This is a genomic window from Chlorogloea sp. CCALA 695, from assembly GCF_003003885.1.
In the GTDB taxonomy this organism is placed as follows: domain Bacteria; phylum Cyanobacteriota; class Cyanobacteriia; order Cyanobacteriales; family Chroococcidiopsidaceae; genus Aliterella.
The window spans coordinates 1-17,494 of the sequence record NZ_PVWN01000031.1 but is presented as its reverse complement, the minus strand read 5'-3'; the positions used below and the strand labels follow the sequence as shown (position 1 = coordinate 17,494).

At 41.6% G+C, this 17,494-nt stretch carries 14 protein-coding genes; 10 read left to right on the top strand and 4 right to left on the bottom strand.

What is annotated here, in order from left to right:
• Positions 1 to 19: 19 nt before the first annotated feature.
• Entirely contained in the window at positions 20 to 1,129 is a 1,110-nt protein-coding gene (bioB, locus tag C7B70_RS15520; RefSeq protein WP_106369929.1) for a biotin synthase BioB, read from the bottom strand.
• A gap of 240 nt (positions 1,130 to 1,369) precedes the next feature.
• Here bioB and pstS point away from each other — a divergent pair, with 240 nt between their 5' ends.
• From pstS to C7B70_RS15475, 9 genes are all read left to right on the top strand, one after another.
• Positions 1,370 to 2,467 (top strand): phosphate ABC transporter substrate-binding protein PstS, encoded by a 1,098-nt coding sequence (gene pstS, locus C7B70_RS15515; RefSeq protein WP_106369928.1) that lies wholly within the window; start codon positions 1,370 to 1,372, stop codon positions 2,465 to 2,467.
• 78 nt (positions 2,468 to 2,545) lie between these two features.
• Entirely contained in the window at positions 2,546 to 3,496 is a 951-nt protein-coding gene (gene pstC / locus C7B70_RS15510; RefSeq protein ID WP_106369927.1) for a phosphate ABC transporter permease subunit PstC, read from the top strand.
• Positions 3,497 to 3,540: 44 nt separating this feature from the next.
• Positions 3,541 to 4,431 (top strand): phosphate ABC transporter permease PstA, encoded by an 891-nt coding sequence (pstA, locus tag C7B70_RS15505; protein ID WP_106369926.1) that lies wholly within the window; start codon positions 3,541 to 3,543, stop codon positions 4,429 to 4,431.
• An 81-nt stretch (positions 4,432 to 4,512) separates the two neighbouring features.
• Positions 4,513 to 5,319 (top strand): phosphate ABC transporter ATP-binding protein PstB, encoded by an 807-nt coding sequence (gene pstB, locus C7B70_RS15500; protein ID WP_106369925.1) that lies wholly within the window; start codon positions 4,513 to 4,515, stop codon positions 5,317 to 5,319.
• A gap of 103 nt (positions 5,320 to 5,422) precedes the next feature.
• On the top strand, positions 5,423 to 7,039 hold the full coding sequence (locus C7B70_RS15495; RefSeq protein WP_106369924.1) for a DUF3352 domain-containing protein: 1,617 nt from the start codon (positions 5,423 to 5,425) through the stop codon (positions 7,037 to 7,039).
• 127 nt (positions 7,040 to 7,166) lie between these two features.
• Positions 7,167 to 8,162 (top strand): c-type cytochrome biogenesis protein CcsB, encoded by a 996-nt coding sequence (ccsB, locus tag C7B70_RS15490; protein WP_106369923.1) that lies wholly within the window; start codon positions 7,167 to 7,169, stop codon positions 8,160 to 8,162.
• 64 nt (positions 8,163 to 8,226) lie between these two features.
• Positions 8,227 to 8,964 (top strand): 2-phosphosulfolactate phosphatase family protein, encoded by a 738-nt coding sequence (locus tag C7B70_RS15485; RefSeq protein WP_106369922.1) that lies wholly within the window; start codon positions 8,227 to 8,229, stop codon positions 8,962 to 8,964.
• Between the two features lie 446 nt (positions 8,965 to 9,410).
• A complete protein-coding gene (locus C7B70_RS15480; RefSeq protein WP_106369921.1) occupies positions 9,411 to 10,163 on the top strand; it encodes a ferritin-like domain-containing protein in 753 nt (250 codons plus the stop codon).
• Between the two features lie 64 nt (positions 10,164 to 10,227).
• A complete protein-coding gene (locus C7B70_RS15475) occupies positions 10,228 to 11,070 on the top strand; it encodes a ferritin-like domain-containing protein (protein WP_106369920.1) in 843 nt (280 codons plus the stop codon).
• An 82-nt stretch (positions 11,071 to 11,152) separates the two neighbouring features.
• Here the strand turns inward: C7B70_RS15475 and C7B70_RS15470 are convergent, their stop codons facing one another.
• Both C7B70_RS15470 and C7B70_RS15465 read right to left on the bottom strand, forming a co-directional pair.
• Positions 11,153 to 12,952 carry a M61 family metallopeptidase gene (locus C7B70_RS15470; protein ID WP_106369919.1) on the bottom strand — a complete coding sequence of 600 codons (1,800 nt, stop codon included), beginning with the start codon at positions 12,950 to 12,952 and terminating at the stop codon, positions 11,153 to 11,155.
• Between the two features lie 72 nt (positions 12,953 to 13,024).
• The gene (locus tag C7B70_RS15465) at positions 13,025 to 14,158 is read right to left on the bottom strand and encodes a HetZ-related protein 2 (RefSeq protein WP_106369918.1); all 1,134 of its coding nucleotides are present in this window, start codon (positions 14,156 to 14,158) and stop codon (positions 13,025 to 13,027) included.
• Between the two features lie 721 nt (positions 14,159 to 14,879).
• Between C7B70_RS15465 and C7B70_RS15460 the strand changes: the two genes are divergently transcribed.
• On the top strand, positions 14,880 to 16,613 hold the full coding sequence (locus C7B70_RS15460; RefSeq protein WP_106369917.1) for a bifunctional diguanylate cyclase/phosphodiesterase: 1,734 nt from the start codon (positions 14,880 to 14,882) through the stop codon (positions 16,611 to 16,613).
• 8 nt (positions 16,614 to 16,621) lie between these two features.
• On the opposite strand, the gene C7B70_RS15455 is transcribed toward C7B70_RS15460, so the two are convergent.
• Complete coding sequence (locus tag C7B70_RS15455) at positions 16,622 to 17,308, bottom strand: tetratricopeptide repeat protein (protein WP_106369916.1); 687 nt, start codon at positions 17,306 to 17,308, stop codon at positions 16,622 to 16,624.
• Positions 17,309 to 17,494: the final 186 nt, after the last annotated feature.

The window sequence follows — 17,494 nt, the reverse complement described above, 5'->3', positions numbered from 1 at the left end:
AAGGGGATAAAATACAATCTCATCTTTTCATCTCCTCACGGAGCCGTTCGCCAGGGATTGGGGCTTCACCACCAATAAGGTCTAGACTTTTCAGCATAGCTTGGTCTTGCTCTGGGGGTTGTCCCATGGTCGTTAAGTAATGACCGACGAGCATAGCATTAATGCCAGCTTTTAAACCCATTGATTGAAGTTCGCCCATTACTGCCTCACGACCGCCAGCGTAACGTAAAATTTGCGTTGGTAGGATAAGACGAAAAATAGCGATCGCCTTTAGGGCTTCATAGGGGTCTAGTTTAGGGAGATTACTTAAGGGCGTTCCCTCACGGGGATTAAGTAAGTTTATGGGTACGGATTCAACTTCTAGTTCGCGCAAAGCTAAAGCCAAATCAACCCGGTCTTCCCAGCTTTCCCCCAATCCCATAATTCCCCCGGTGCAAGCTTGAATTCCGGCGGCTTTGAGGTTTTTGATGGTAGCTACGCGATCGCGCCAAGTATGAGTTGTAACTATATTCGGAAAAAAGCTTTCTGAAGCCTCTAAATTGTGGTTGTAGCGTGTTACCCCAGCTTCTTTTAAAGCTTGGGCTTGTCCGGGAGTAACTTCCCCTAACGCGCAACAGGGCTTGATATTCGTCTCGGCGATAATTTGCTCTACGGTGGCTAAAATCTGCTCAAATTCTGTAGATTTAGGGCTGCTGTATTTCGGCCCGCGTCCTTGACTTACCAGGCAAAAACGTTTTGCTCCGGCGGCTTCGGCGGCTTTAGCTTGCGCTAGAATTTCCTCGCTAGACTTTAAGCCGTACACGGGGGAATCATTGCCTTGATGGTGCGCCGACTGGGAGCAAAAGCCGCAGTTTTCCGAACAATTCCCTGATTTGACATTGATAATACTGCACAAATCTACGATATTGCCGCAACAAGCTTGACGAACGCGATCGGCGGCAGCACATAACAGTAAAATATTTTCTTGCCCCTCAATATTAGTAAGGGCGATCGCTATTTCTCGCTCAATTACTTCTCCACTGATTATTTGCTTTGCTAAAACATCGAGCCACTCTTTTAGTAACTCTTGATCGCTAGGCGAATCGGTATTCAATTTATTAAAGGCGGTTGACAAGGGTGCTTGAACCACTTTTTGACCCTATAATGCGTGACTTAAGTGTTGGCATTTTACCACTGGATCGCGCCTTTTACTTCGGTTTTTGCGATGGACATTTAATAAAACTTAGGACATAAATTGTAATATACGGTCATTTTATCTAAATAATCTTTTCACTACAGCTTTTAGTATTCTTAATTTTTTCTTAACCTTGTCTTTACAACAAAACGCTAAGGTCGATACGAATACTCGTAAAAATACGCAGAGCTTCCTATGTTTTCCCGGATTGATTCAAATCGCAGAGCTTTTTTATTGTCGCTGGTAGCCCTTTCCTTTGGAATTGCCTCCTGTGGGCCACAAACCCAAAATGCTCCTAGCATCGATACTAACGCTTCTGCTAGTCCTGCCGCCGATACCAGTGCTGCGGGTGCAACTCTAAATGGTGCAGGGGCTTCCTTTCCTGCGCCATTGTATCAGCGTTGGTTTTCTGAATACAACAAGACTAACCCCAACACCAAAATTAGTTATCAATCGGTAGGTAGTGGTGCGGGTGTAAAACAGTTTACCGCCGGAACTATAGACTTTGGCGGCAGTGACACTGGCATGACCAAAGAAGAAATTGCTAAAGTATCTCGCGGAGTGTTGTTAGTTCCGGCAACCGCCGGAAGCGTTGTCTTAGCTTACAATTTGCCTGGAGTAGAAGGAATAAAGTTATCAAGAGATGTCTATCCAGATATCCTACAGGGCAAAATTACCAACTGGAACGATCCCAGAATTGCCAAGATTAATCCAGACTTAAAGCTACCCGACCAACCAATTACAATTATTTATCGTTCTGATGGTAGTGGCACGACCGCCGTATTAACAAAACACCTTAGTACCGTTAGTCCAGCTTGGAAAAGTGGGCCAGGAGAAGGCAAGTCTGTTAGTTGGCCCGCAGGCACGGGAGCCAAAGGAAATGAAGGCGTAACGGCACAGATCCAACAAACTCAAGGTGCAATTGGTTACACTGAGTACGGATATGCTACGCAAAATAAAATTCCCTTCGCTATTTTAGAAAATAAAGCAGGTAAGTACGTAGCCGCAACACCAGAATCAGCTTCCGCCGCCCTAGCGTCAGTAACGCTACCCGAAGATTTTTTAGCATTTGCTCCTGATCCACCTAGTGCGGAATCGTACCCCATAGTTTCCTATTCTTGGATCATGGCTTACAAAACCTACGACGATCCAGCGAAAGCCCAGGCTGTAGAAAATATGCTCAAATGGAGCTTGACAGAAGGACAAAAGTTTAGCGGCGAATTAGGCTATGTACCTTTGCCAGAAAGCGTAGTCAGTAAAGTACAGCCAGCCGTTGATGCTATTAGTAATTAATAGCTTTGATAGCCAAAATTGCGAAGCCCGTAACCGGGCGCGCTTGCGCTATCGCCCTTGTTTATAGGAAAATAACTCATGAGTTCGCTTACCCCCCAAGCCCAAACAACCATCAAACCCCGCGCTAGTTGGGAAAAAAATCTCGACCTAGGCTTTGTTTGGCTAACGCGCCTACTAGCAATGGCGATCGCGGCGGTGTTACTTTGGATTGCTTTAGAAGTAGCAATTGAAGCAATGCCAGCAATTCAAAGATATGGTTTAGGATTTTTGACTTCTACAGCTTGGAATCCTGTAAAAGAGGAGTACGGCGCATTACCCCAAATTTACGGAACTATAGTTACGGCATTTATTGCTTTACTACTAGCTGTCCCTATTGGTGTAGGAACAGCTTTAGTAGTTAGCGAGAATTTTCTCCCCGTCTCGGTGCAAACTGTAGTTGTATTTCTTATTGAACTACTAGCAGCAATTCCTAGTGTAGTGTACGGCTTGTGGGGCATTTTTGTATTGATTCCCATACTTACACCTATTGGTCGTGTATTGCACTCATCTTTAGGTTGGCTACCAATATTTGGTACACCTCCTTCGGGCCCTGGTATATTCCCGGCGGGTATAGTTTTGACAATTATGATATTGCCAATTATTACGGCAATATCCCGCGATGCTTTGGTTTCATTACCGCCGGACTTGCGCCAAGCTGCCTATGGCTTAGGGGCGACGCGCTGGGAAACAATTTTTCGAGTTTTACTCCCGGCGGCAACTTCGGGGATTGTAGGGGCAACAATGTTGGGGCTAGGGAGGGCAATGGGTGAGACAATGGCGGTAACAATGATTATCGGCAACTCTAACCGCATTAGTCCATCTATTTTGACTACAGGAAATACCATTGCTTCGTTGCTGGCTAATCAATTTGCCGAAGCCGATGGTATTCAAACCGCCGCTTTGATGTACGCTGCTTTAGTTTTATTTGGACTAACTTTGGTCGTTAATGTTCTGGCAGAGCTAGTAGTGCGTAAAGTTGGGAGAATTTAAGTTGAAAAATTTACTGCCGTGAAGCTAGAAAAAAAGCACAAATTATGATACCTCAAAATCCAGAGCGATTTTCTAAAAGCACTGTAAACCGCAGCTTGAATCGTTCTCCTAACTCTCAAAGAGTCATCTTTGGTACAGTGATGACAACTTTGGCGTTTGCCTGTGCGATCGCTGCTTTAATTCCTCTAATTGCCGTACTTAGCTACGTTACAATCAAAGGTTTTAGCCGTCTCAACTTGGGCGTGTTTACCGAACTCCCGCCACCCCCGTTAGTAGAGGGTGGTGGCTTTGGCAGCGCCATTGTCGGGACTTTAATAATGGTAGGGATTGCAGCTTTAATTAGCATTCCTGTAGGGGTACTGGCAGCAATTTATTTAACGGAGTTTAGCAAAGGTAAAGTAGCTGATACTATCCGGTTTGCTACTAACGTTTTGAGCGGTGTTCCATCAATTATTGCTGGAGTGTTCGCCTACGGGGTTGTCGTGTTGACAATGGGCGGCTTCAGTGCGATCGCAGGTGGCATTGCTTTATCAATTTTGATGCTACCGATTATTGTCCGCACTACCGACGAATCGCTGCAATTAGTCTCCAGAGACTTGCGCCAAGCGGCGGTAGGAATTGGCGCAACTAAGTTTCAAACGGTAGTTCAAGTTGTTTTACCTGTAGCGATTCCAGCAATTGTTACCGGAACAACTCTAGCGATCGCTAGAGCGGCGGGAGAAACCGCACCATTACTATTTACAGCGCTGTTTACGCAGTTTTGGCCCACCAACTTAACGTCTCCTACGCCATCACTGGCGGTTTTAGTTTACAACTTTGCGATCGTCCCGTTTGACAATCAGCAAGAATTGGCTTGGGCGGCTTCTTTAGTTTTAGTATTTTTAGTTTTAATTACGAGCATTATTTCTCGGATAGCTACTCGCAAACGGGCTTGATGGTTTGAATTTAAACTTAACAATCAGAAATTTAACGTTTGACCTTCGCCCCAACACTTATCAACATACTCACTCCTAATTATGGCTACTGACAGTCTCACTCTCAATAAAACGCAGACCATTCTCCGCACAGAAAATCTTAATGTTTATTATGGAAATTTCTTAGCTCTAAAAAACATTTCTTTAAACATTCCCAAAAACCAGATTACTTCCTTTATTGGCCCCTCTGGTTGTGGAAAAAGTACCTTGCTGCGCTGTTACAACCGTCTTAATGACTTAGTTGATAGTTTTCGTTGCGAAGGAAAAGTTTTTTACTACGATCAAAACCTTTATGCGCCTTCTATAGATCCTGTAGAAGTACGGCGACAAGTGGGGATGGTATTTCAAAAACCTAACCCTTTCCCCAAATCAATTTACGACAATATTACCTTTGGCGCTAAAATTAACGGCTATCGCGGCGATATGGATGAATTGGTAGAGCAATCGCTTAGACAAGCGGCTTTATGGGATGAAGTCAAAGACAAACTCAAGCAAAGCGGTTTATCGCTTTCGGGAGGACAACAACAGCGTTTGTGTATTGCTCGTGCGGTAGCCGTTCAACCAGAAATTATTCTGATGGATGAGCCATGTTCGGCGCTCGATCCTATTTCAACAATCAAAATTGAAGAATTGCTGCAAGAACTTAAGCAAAAATACACTATTGTGATTGTTACCCACAATATGCAGCAAGCCTCTAGAGTATCCGATATGACGGCATTTTTTAACGTTGAGCCAACAGATAAAGGCGGAAGAATGGGCTATTTAGTAGAGCATGATAATACTGAAGTCATCTTCCAAAATCCTCAAGAGAAATCAACCCAGGCATATGTGAGCGGACGTTTTGGGTAAATGGCGATTATTTTACCTGCTCAAAATCAAACTTGGTTAGCATCTAGCAATTAGCTAAAGTGACAATAGCATTGCCTAGCGTGTTAACAACTACTTTTAATCGATGAGAAAAAATAATAAATTACTGCTACCGATATTAGCAACCAGTTTGCTAGTTGGTGGTGGAATCGCCGCTTACTGGCTGTTAATTCAACCCCAAAAATTAGCTCAATTGCCTCTTGGTGCTAATATCATTCCTCAAGAAGCTTTACTTACGGTTTCTGTGTCTACAGAGCCGAGCAAATGGCAGCAATTGCGGGAATTTGGTACACCCCAAACTCAAGCTATTCTAGATAATTATTTGGTGGAATGGCGCGATCGCACCCTTACTGACAATGGATACAACTATCAAAAAGATATCCAGCCTTGGGTAGGTAAAAAAGCAACTTTAGCTGTAATGTCTCTCCAAGCAGCGCCAGTAATGGTAATGGTACTACCGATTGCTAAACCCAACTTAGCAGCCTCATTGCTATCAAAACCCCTTGCTCAAAAATCGAAAAGTCGCACTTATAAAGGTATTGAAATAAAAGAAACTCCAAATTACTCTGCAACCGTAATAGATAATCGTTTTTTAGTTATTAGCGACAATCCCAAAGCTACGGAAAACGTAATTGATACCTATTTTGGGAAAAACTCTTTAGTAAAAATGCCTGGTTTTCAGGAAAAATTTGGAGAAATTGCCAAAGAAAATCATTTTGCTCAAGTGTACGTTAATATTCCTGCCGCCGCTCGGCTAGTAAATAGCAATCCCCAAAAACTGTCTCCTCAACTAGCCCAACTCCAAGAAAATCAAGGGTTAGCTACCACAATTAGTCTAGAGCCACAAGGGATTGGTTTAAGAAGTGTATCGTGGTTGAAGCCAGATAGCGATCGCGTTCATTTGGTGCAAAATAATGCTGGAAAAATGCAAAACCTTTTACCCGCCGAAACCTTGATGATGGTATCGGGGGGAAACTTACAGCAATTATGGCTTGATTATTTGCGATCAGTGAAAACTAATCCTCTTGCACCTATTCCCCCAGAAAATTTACGCGCGGGTGTTAAAAACACTACCGGATTAGATTTAGATGATGATTTGCTAAGTTGGATGGATGGCGAGTTTTCCTTAGCTGTAATTCCAGCAACAATAAAAGCTGGGGCTTCACCGAATGACTTTGCCTTGTCGTTGGCGTTTATGGTGCAAGCAAAAGACTCGGACAAAGCCAAAAAAGCCTTCCAGGAAATAGATAAAGTAATTAGCAGTCAGTATCAATTCAAAGTACAAGAAACCCAAGTTGCGGGAAAACCTGTTGTCAATTGGATTGCCCCCTACGGTACGCTGACGGCAACTCATGGCTGGTTAGATGAAAGCATCGCTTTTTTTACCCTCGGCGCACCTTTAGCAGAAAAAATTATTCCCCAACCTGCGGTCAATTTAGCTAGTACCGAGCAATTTCAAACAGCCGTCCCATCCCAACTTAGCCCTAATAATGGGCAGTTTTTCTTAAATATCAATCCAACGTTCAAAAACTTACCCTTACCGCAAATTATCCCCAATCAACAAATTGCTCTAGAGGCGGTACGCTCAATCGGAGTAACAACGGCGGTAAAAGATCGTCATAGTATTCGTTATGACATTTTTATGGCGCTTAATAAAACTGCACCTAAGCCTTTATCTACGTCTCCATCGCCGACACCCTAAAATTGCAGAACTTCAACTTTAAATAATAAAGTCTTTAAACTTACGTCAGCATTCAAGTAGCAGTTGCAGTTAGGATCGATGAGAGTAGAAATAAATTTTTAGCTTAAAACGACGTGGAGAACACTATATGAATTTGGTTTCACTCCAGAATTGGCTAGATAATGCTGCTTTTGCGGTGTTATTCGCCACTATGTTAATTTACTGGGTAGGGGCAGCTTTTCCCCAATTGCGTTATTTACCAGCAATGGGAACGGCGGGAATGGCGATCGCAAATTTGTGTATGGCGACTTTATTAGGCGCTAGATGGATTGAAGCGGGCTACTTTCCTTTAAGTAATTTGTACGAGTCGCTGTTTTTTCTAGCTTGGGGAATTACAACTATTCACTTTTTGGCAGAAAACAATAGCCGCAGTCGTTTAGTAGGGGTTGCCACTGCGCCTGTAGCTATGGCGATTGTTGCTTTTGCAACTTTAACTTTGCCTTCTAAAATGCAAAATTCTGAGCCTTTAGTCCCGGCGCTCAAGTCCAATTGGCTGATGATGCACGTCAGCGTGATGATGTTGAGCTATTCAGCTTTGATGGTGGGTTCGTTACTAGCGATCGCATTTTTAATTGTGACTCGTGGGGCAAATATCGAATTGCGGGGTAGCTCTGTCGGTACGGGTGGCTATCGCCTGCATCGGGCTACAGATTTGGCGGCGCAAAGATTGGCGATTACGACTACTGACTACAACAGTAATGGTAATACGGCGGTGCTTAACTTAACTACTGAAACTGTAGCCGAACCTCTTTCACCCCAGCGCCTCAGCCTTGCGGAAACTTTAGATAATATTAGTTACCGGATTATTGGGCTAGGATTTCCTTTACTTACTATCGGGATTATTGCCGGGGGAGTTTGGGCAAATGAAGCTTGGGGATCTTACTGGAGTTGGGATCCTAAAGAAACTTGGGCTTTGATTACTTGGCTAGTATTTGCAGCTTACCTCCACTCTCGAATTACTCGTGGTTGGCAAGGTCGCAGTCCGGCTATTTTAGCCTCGGCGGGGTTTGTGGTGGTCTGGGTTTGTTATTTGGGAGTCAATCTTTTAGGTAAAGGCTTGCATTCTTATGGCTGGTTTTTTTAGTCAATCAAAGGTCAAGTTTTAGCTATAAAATATAACTCGATATCAATTGCAGGTTAGCTAAAGCGTGAAGCTATTTATTTACCATACCCCTGAACTTACTCCCACTGATACTATCCCCGATTGCGCGATCGCTGTGGATGTACTCAGAGCTACAACAACGATGGCGACGGTCTTGGCGGCTGGTGGTGAGGCTATTCAAGTGTTTAGCGATTTGGATACGTTAAAGCTTGTTAGCGCTGATTGGGACGCAGATAAGCGCCTCCTCGCCGGAGAGCGGGGCGGCGCTAAGGTAGAGGGGTTCGATTTGGGTAATTCTCCTTTAGACTGCACTGAAAAGCTCGTCAAGGGACGGAGGTTGTTTATTAGTACGACTAATGGAACTCGCGCTTTACAACGAATACAAAGCGCTCCAACCGTCTTAGCTGCTGCTTTTGTTAACCGGGCGGCGGCGGTAAATTACCTTTTAGCTAAACAGCCCGAAATAGTTTGGATTGTCGGTTCGGGTTGGGAAGGTACTTATTCTTTAGAAGATACGGCTTGTGCTGGGGCGATCGCTCACAGTGTTTTACAACAAACAAATGTACCTCTAGAAGAACTTGCAGGTAATGATGAAGTTATTGGGGCGATTTCTCTTTACGAACAATGGCAAGATCGTTTAGTAGAATTATTCTACCAAGCTAGTCACGGTAAACGGTTGTTACGCCTCAACTGTCACGATGATATAAATTACTGCGCTCAGGCGGATATTTTAGATGTTTTGCCAATCCAGCAAGAGCCAGGGGTTTTGAAAATATCGACATAAAGTGTGTTTAGAGCAGCTAACGCGGTAGTTGCTAATGCCATCGCTCTCGTAAGTTACTTTAGGCAGCAAATGCGATACAGACCTTAGTCGGCTTTCAACTTGTTACCCTCATTATTTCAATACTCAGACAACTTGCAGACTTGATAGAAGTCAGAGCATTTCAGTCTTTATTAAAGAGTATCTCCACCGTAAAATTACGGGCTTGAAATTTAGTTAACTGAACACAAATAAGTAAAATCACGGATTTCAGAGCCAGTTAACTGAGCTTAGTATAAAACGAATTATGTAGCTGTTGTGAGATTAAAAGTCTTGCACAGCTTGCATTTGATTACAAATACTACCCTTTTAGCTTGGCAACTAAGTAACTTTTTGCAAAGTGCGATCAGGGTAAGTAAATCCTCTAGATCAGAGCAACCATTGTGAACTACCAACAAGTAACCCAATAAATGCGTAATATTTTAGTTGATATCAAAACGAACGAATCAAAGGCAGATTTTACCTCGCGGCGGAATCTGCTCAAATGGGGTCTTGTTAGTCTTGGCACCTTAGCATTAACTACTGTACCAACAATAGTAACGGCGCAGTCCAGAAGCAGAATTAAAACTTTGTCGTTTAATGCTAATGACATTGGTATTCTCAACTTTGCTCTATTACTAGAAGAATTAGAAGCCGCATTTTATGCAGGCGTAGTAAATTCTAGAAAGATTAGTAATGGTAAAGAACTCGAATACATGAGAGCTTTAGGCGCTCAAGAAGCTGCTCATGTCAAATTCCTGCGTGAAGTTTTGGGCAGAAATGCTCTATTTAAGACCTCAGATTTGAGCTTTAATAGTTCGGGGCTAGCTGCCTTAATGACTGATCGCAACACTATACTTAATACGGCTATCGCCTTAGAAGATGTGGGTGTACACGCTTACAATGGCGCGGGTACAAGCCTCACAAATCCAACTTACCTCTTAGCTGCGGGTTCAATTGTATCTGTGGAAGCTCGTCACGCCGCAGGTGTACGCGCATTATTGGGGCGTTCAACTACGGAACTTGATAGTGAGCGTTCTGTTAGTGATGCTGACTTGGTAGCCTCCCTTAATCCTGTTAAAGGACGTGCTTACGATGAATTGTACACGCCAGAGCAAATCATCGAAATTGTCGGCTCTTTGAAAATATTAAATAATCCCATTGATGGAGCGCTTGTCGCTTAATTCAAAGGGCAAGTAAACTTAGAAATTTCCTTTAAATTCAGCTACGCATCAAACTACTAAAACTATGAAAAGACCTATCTCCAAATTTGCTTGGCTTACTTTTGGCGACTATTTGCAACAAATTACTCACTCTCTGGGCAAATTACTGATTTTGCCATTAGTGCTACTGATAATATTTGCTACCTCAATTCCCTCCGCTTATGCTCAAAGCGCGAGACTAACACCTAGGCAGGTTGTGGAATATGCCCTGACTTTAGAAAAGCTAGAAAGTGACTTTTATACAAAAGCGATCGCTGCGGCTCAAAGTGGTGGTTTAGCAAATGCCCCACGCATAGCTAAAGACGCAATCCAGGCTTATGGTGCAGATGAAGCCCAGCACGTAACTGACCTCTCTGCCGTATTATCTTCTCTAGGCGGCGATCCAGAGGCGATCACTATCCCCGCAAACCCTAACTACAGCGCGATCTTGAAACGAGATCCTTTTGCTAATCCCCAAGATTTTCTCTTAGCAGGGCAGTATGTTGAGGATTTAGGAGTAGCTGCTTATAAAGGGCAGGTGCAGAATTTGTTGGCTGCGGGGGAAGCGGGTAAACCTGTCTTAGCTGCTGCTTTGGCAATTCATAGCGTAGAAGCTCGTCATGCTGCGGGTATCCGCAGTTTACGTCAAAACCTCCTTGGCGCTAACGTGCGACCCTGGATTAGAAACGCAAGTGAAGTAATTTATCAAGAAAACCGCAGTAATTCGCCGATTCCATTCAACTCTGATGCCTTCGATGGTTATGCTACAAGAGACGAGGTACTAGCTTTAGTCGCACCTATTTTGACGACACGTCAGTCCTCTACTACGACACGTCAGCCCTCTACTAATAGGGATAATATGAATCGTCCAGTTAGGGCATTATGGTAATGTTCTAAATTTACAAAGCAAAAAGCCCCGCTCCCAATGGGAGCGGGATTTAGGATGAAGGTGATGATTTTGTGCCGGATATCTAATCTTTCAATTTCTGTAAGTCTCCGCCTAAATAACCAGCAAAATTCTGTTGCTGCTTGGCTGTAGGATTGCTAACAGGTTTTACGCCGTAGCTACTGGGACGCGGAGCCGCTAAAGTTACTTGGTATTGACGCAACTGTTCTTGATGGAAAACTGCAACTTCTATCGTGTCTCCTTGTTGATAATCTTGCAGGCGATCGCTCATCCCTGTTGCTGTTACTCTAATACCGTCAATTGCTAACAATTCATCCCCTGGATCGATTCCCGCTATAGCCGCAGGCGCTCCCGTTTCTACAAATTTAACTACTTCTCTCCCCTGCTCAGAATTTACTTTTATTCCTAAATAAGGTATAGATTCTTTGTCTTCACTGACTATCTGTAAGCCAAATGGCTCTAAATATTGATTGAAAGGTAACTCCTCTGTCCCATCAACGTATTTAGCGAAAAAGTCTGCTAAGTCTATCCCCGCTACTGATCCCATAACTTCTTGCAACTGCTGAGGTGTAAACCCTATTTCCTCTATCCCAAATTGCTGCCACATGATCAGCATTACGTCATCTAGGGACTTCTGATTATCATGTCTTTCTCTAATCAGTAGGTCTAATAATAGCGATACCATTTCCCCTTTTAAATAGTAGGAAATTTGAGAGTTATTACTGTTAGCTTCAGGTCTATACAGCTTAATCCAAGCATCTAAACTTGACTCGCTCACTGGTTGCACCCATCGCCCCGGTGTTAACTCGTAACGGGTAATTTCTTTACCTAAATTCTGTAAAAAAGTTTTAATGTCATAAATTCCCGCCCGTACAGGAATTGTTAAGTCATAATAACTTGTCGTTCCTTCACTAAACCACAGCGAAGGTGTGTAGTTTTCCCCGTCGTAATCAAATACTTCTAAGGCTTTGGGGCGAATGCGTTTGACGTTCCACAAGTGAAAAAACTCGTGGGCTACCAATTGCATAAAACGATTGTATTTATCTGAGGCGCGAAACCCAAAACGCGGATAGTTCAATGAGCAAGCATACTTATGTTCTAACCCGCCGTTGCCTTGGGTTGATAAATGTAATAAAAATATATAGCGCTCGTAGGGCAATCCTCCAAAGATTTTAGCCTCTACTTCAATAATTTTCTGAGTGTCAGCTATTACTTTCTCTGGGGCAATATTACTTTCTCCACCCCAAATCGCCAACTCGTGCGCTTTTCCCAATACCTCAAATTTGTAGATTTGCTGCGTACCAATTTCAAAGGGGCTATCTACTAAAGTGTCAAAATCTGCGGCGATAAAAGTATTAGTTTGTCCCGCAACTTCTGGTAATGGTGTGGTAACTTGCCAATCATCTTGCGGTAACGCGATCGCAATCTCTATGGGTTGCTTGTCTAATCCAGGTATCCTGAAAAATATTGCCGCACCATTAAAATAACCGTGAGTTGCATCTAAATGATTTGTCCTTACTGATAGCTCATTAGCAAAAATTCGATAACGAATCTCAATAGTTTGATTATCTAAACTAGATGTTTCAACTTGCCAATGATTTTTAGCTATTTTGCGCCACTGTAAAGGATGTTCCCCAGATTTTGCCCCGAAGTCTTGCAGGTGTTTTGCATATTCCCTTACTAAATAAGATCCCGGTGTCCATACAGGTAGTTTTAAATCTAGTAATGGCAATGAGTAACCTTGCACTAACAACACTACTTCAAATAAGTGCGATGCTGGCTGAGGCATGGCGACGCGATAAGTAATTTTTGGTGCGTTTTCGCCTTGAAGCTGGCTAAATTGAGATAAGGTTGCTTGAGTCATGGTGAGGTGTTAGGTTTCCTATCCATACTAAATACTTAACTAAATAGTTCGCAGCGATCGCCCCTAAGTTATTTAAGCTTGACTACGTAGAGCTTGGGCTGCTAAATAAATTTTCCCCCACTCACTAATCACTTGATGAGTTTTAAGTTTTAATTCTAGGGCGATTTCTTCAATATCTTTCCCGGCTTTTTTAAATTCCACTAGCTGACGCTGATTTTGGCTCAATTCTGTCCACAATTTTGTCCATTGCTGGGGTAATAAACCAAAATTGTTTTCCTCTAACGAAGTCTCTAACCACTCATCCACCATTGGCGAATGTCCTTTAATCGCAAAGACTTGAACCGCGTGATAACTAACTTTTTCCCGCAATCTATAAACTTTTTTGATGTCTAAATTCAAACTTTGGGCGATTGCTTCAGGGCTTTTTCCTTGTAAATATAATTGCAACCACTGGGCGGCATTTGTCCCTAATTTTTCAGTTAGGTAGTCGCAAAATTCTTTTTTTACGCGGCTTCGTGCTGCTTGCTGTGCTTCTATTATTCGTTCGTTTTCATACTCTGTGATCGCATTATTATCTAACAAGTTAACGGGGTTGTCGCTTTCCTCTGTCAACACTTCTTGGGACACTAACCTTACTAAATCTTTTACCGGGACATTAGTTATTCCCCCCCTTTGGCTGCGTCGCAAATAATTGACGAATCTGTGAGCTAATAAAGGTTGATTGTGTACTGGACGCAAGCAGTATTCTTCGGTGGTTGCAAATAATAACGCATTTTGCAATCTTCGCTCTTTTGTAAACTGAGCAATAGATGTCATTTGCTGCTGCATATAACGATCGCTTTGCAGTAATTCTTGGATTACTTCTTGTAATACATCGGCTACCCCTCGATGACGATCTCGGCTTAAAGCTACCCCGGTACTAATCTTACTTCGCAGCAATACCAGGCTTCCTAGCCTTTTAATCAAATTACTATAAGCTCTTTCTGGCGCTATACCTAAATAACGCTCTTTTAAAATTCGGTAGCGATAAGCGATCGCAGTTCTGGCAATTTCTAGCTGATGGGTGTCCAAGTTCTCAAATCGCTCTACGTCTGTACCTATTAGCCAGCTAAGGATACTCTCCCTTGTGGTAGTGCTTTGTTCTATACATTCTTTATTTAATTGCGATCGCCATTGCTGCTCTATTTCTTGAGCTAACTTGCCCATGAGATTGTTTTCCTCTCAACCCTAATTTTAAGGTTCATAACAAACATTTTCTTGAAAAACCTTGGAGAAGGATGAAACGCCCCTAAGCTTTCCGCTTTTATTGCACTTTTTATCTAAAATTTAGCATTTATAATCATTTTGCCTTTTTGTTACCCGATTTCAACTTTTATTATCAACTTCCAACTATATATTTTTTATATACATATAAACTACTCTTGCTTCTATAAAGATTTTACTTTTTCTTGTAAACTTATTATGAAGTTTAAGGTTTGTTTGCCTAATAAAGTTGAGCAATAAACAAAAATTTCGCTTAGCGCTTGCATTTTAAGTTACAGGTTACATCTGTTCATTTATCTTAAGTAATAAGGTAGATGTCATCATTTAAGGCATTGAATTTGTGTAACCAGTTTAAGCAAAATCCTCTAATTTTAAACGCTCTTAAAATCTTTTTTCTAATCTTTAGTGCCTGCAACTAAGTAATCTCACGGAAACTGATATATTTTTTGTCTCGATATTTTCATACATATCAGGTAGCTTTAGGGTCAAGATTTTACGAGCGCTCAACTCAAATACTTTTCATTCGTATTAAGTGATATTACCGTTGTATCCTAACTTTGCAGCTAATATCATTTAGATATACCTACATGGTTAACAAGGCTAAATTAACTGGATAGAAACAAGCTAACAAACGGTAGAAAAATATTAAGGAGTTAATATAAATATGCGGAAATCGCTCGGAATATCTCAAACTAATTTGTATTTATATTCAGCATTATCTAAGATTCCTTACCTAAATAGCTACAAAGGCAAAATTATGTTAGTTGCTTTTCTAGGTACACACGTGCCATTACTATCACTACTAATTTATTTTGTAATTTCCGCATCCTTTCCTATAGATATCAAAGTAAGGGTAATTGCGATCGCCTTAATCGCTACTTTAATTGGTACAGCCTTAACTCTTTATGCTTTACATAACTTACTAGCTCCAGTAACTTTAACATTTTTGGCAATGCGCCATTATCTTACTAATCGTCAATTATCATCTTTACCTACCAACTTTACCGATGAAGCTGGTATGTTGATGGCAGACACTTTTCACACTCTAAAAAAGTTAGATGAAGTTATTGAGCATATTGCTAGCTATGATGATTTAACAGGATTACCTAATCGAATTTTGTTTGACGATCGCCTCCAGCAAGTTATATCTCAAAACAAAAATAATCAACTATTTGCAGTAATTTATTTAAGCTTAGATCGCCTAAAAAATATTAACAATCTTCTAGGCTATGAAGTAGGTAATTTAGTTCTTAGAAATGCGGCTCAAAAACTAACTAGCTGTCTAAGCCATCGTGATATACTGGCACGCCATGAAAGCAATAAGTTTGCAATTATTCAAACAAACATCAAATCCGTAGATGAGGTAGTTGAGCTAGCAGAAAAAATTATTAAGGAGTTAACAAAATCTATATCAATAAATAATAATGAAGTTTTTAATAGTATCAGTATTGGGATTAGTATTTATCCAAGTGAGCCTACAGAAGTAGATAGTATTTTGGGTAATGCTGTTAGGGCAATGGATCGAGCTAAAGCGCAAGGACAAAATAAATATCAATTTTATTGCCGCGAATTAAACAACAAATTACAAGAGCGGTTGATGTTAGAAAAAGATTTACATAATGCCATTAACAATGGAGAAATGCTGTTGCATTATCAACCCCAAGTTTGTCTGCGTACTGGGAAAATTATGGGGGTAGAAGCTTTATTGCGCTGGTATAGTCCAATTCATGGTTTTGTTTCTCCAGCGAAATTCATTCCCATTGCCGAAGAAACTGGTTTAATTATTTCTATAGGTGAATGGGTATTGCGTACTGCTTGCGCCCAAAATTGTAGCTGGCAATTAGCAGGATTCCCACTAATTAAAGTGGCAGTCAACATATCATCAAGGCAATTTAAAGAGCAAAATTTAGTAGAGATCGTTACTCAAGTTTTGCAAGAGACAGGCTTAAAAGCTAATTATTTAGAATTAGAAATAACTGAGAGCTTAATTATCGACAATATTCAACAAGCAATTACTACGATGAATCAATTGCACGATATGGGTATTAGTTTATCGTTAGATGATTTTGGCACAGGTTATTCCTCGTTAAATCATTTAAAAAGGTTGCCAATTGACCTACTCAAGATAGACCAGTCTTTTGTCCGCGAACTAACAATTGGTTCCGATGACGCAGCGATTGTTAAAGCAATTATTTCTTTAGCCCACAACTTGCAATTAAGTGTCATTGCTGAGGGGGTAGAAACTGAAGCGCAACTAGAATATTTACGAAGAAATGGCTGCGATGAAATTCAAGGCTATTATATTAGTCGTCCTGTGCCTGCGGAAGTATTAGCCAAACAGTTGCAGCAAGAAAAAGAAGTAAGCTGTAGTATTAATAATTTAGCTATGGCAGCTTAAGAATTGCATCAATTTTTAGCCAAAAGAACAAGTTTGACGATCGCAATTTGCTGACGACTAAAAGCAGCTTTTTGGAGATGTTCTAGAAAAACAACGTTATTGTAGCTAGGATCTAAATTTAAGGCTTGACGATAAGTTAGTTTTGCCGAAGTGAAATCACCTAAATTCCAGTAAGCGATCGCTTTAGCAACCAAAGGATGAGGATTACTAGGTTCGAGTTTTACTGCCTTTGTAGCCGCCGCAACCGCCAAACTATACAGTTTTAATTGATGTAGAGATAAACTTAAGTTGTAGTAAGCAATCTCATTATTTGGTTTTACCATTGCTGCCCAAGTATGAGTAGCTACTGCCGCCGTGACATCACCATTTACTAAATACACAATTCCTAAAGCATTAAGGGCGGGAACGTATTGCGGATCGTTATAAATTACTGGTAATAAAGACTCGGCGGCGGCTTTTTCTTGTCCTGCTAGATGTTGAGTCCAACCTAACAGCACGCGCCCAGAAGCATTTTTCGGTTCAAGTTGAACGGATTTTTTAAAAGCTGCGATCGCATCGTCGTAACGTCCGTTAGCCCGGTAAGATAAACCAATAGAGCGGTATTCACCAGCCGAAGTAGCAGCAAAAACTGGTTCAAACCCAAGCATTGCAACAGTCAAAATAGGAATACAAATACTTTTCCAGTAGTTAAACATAAAACTTGAACACTCATAGATAAAATTTTTTATAGGGGGTCTGCCCCCGAAGTTTTTGTTCTTATAAAAGCAACCCCTTAGTACACAGCATAAGCATTAAGCCTACTGCCTAAAAACTTCAACACCTAAAGACAAGACCCTTTTGCAGGGGGTTTGGGGGAGGCAACTCGTCCCCCAATGGGGGGT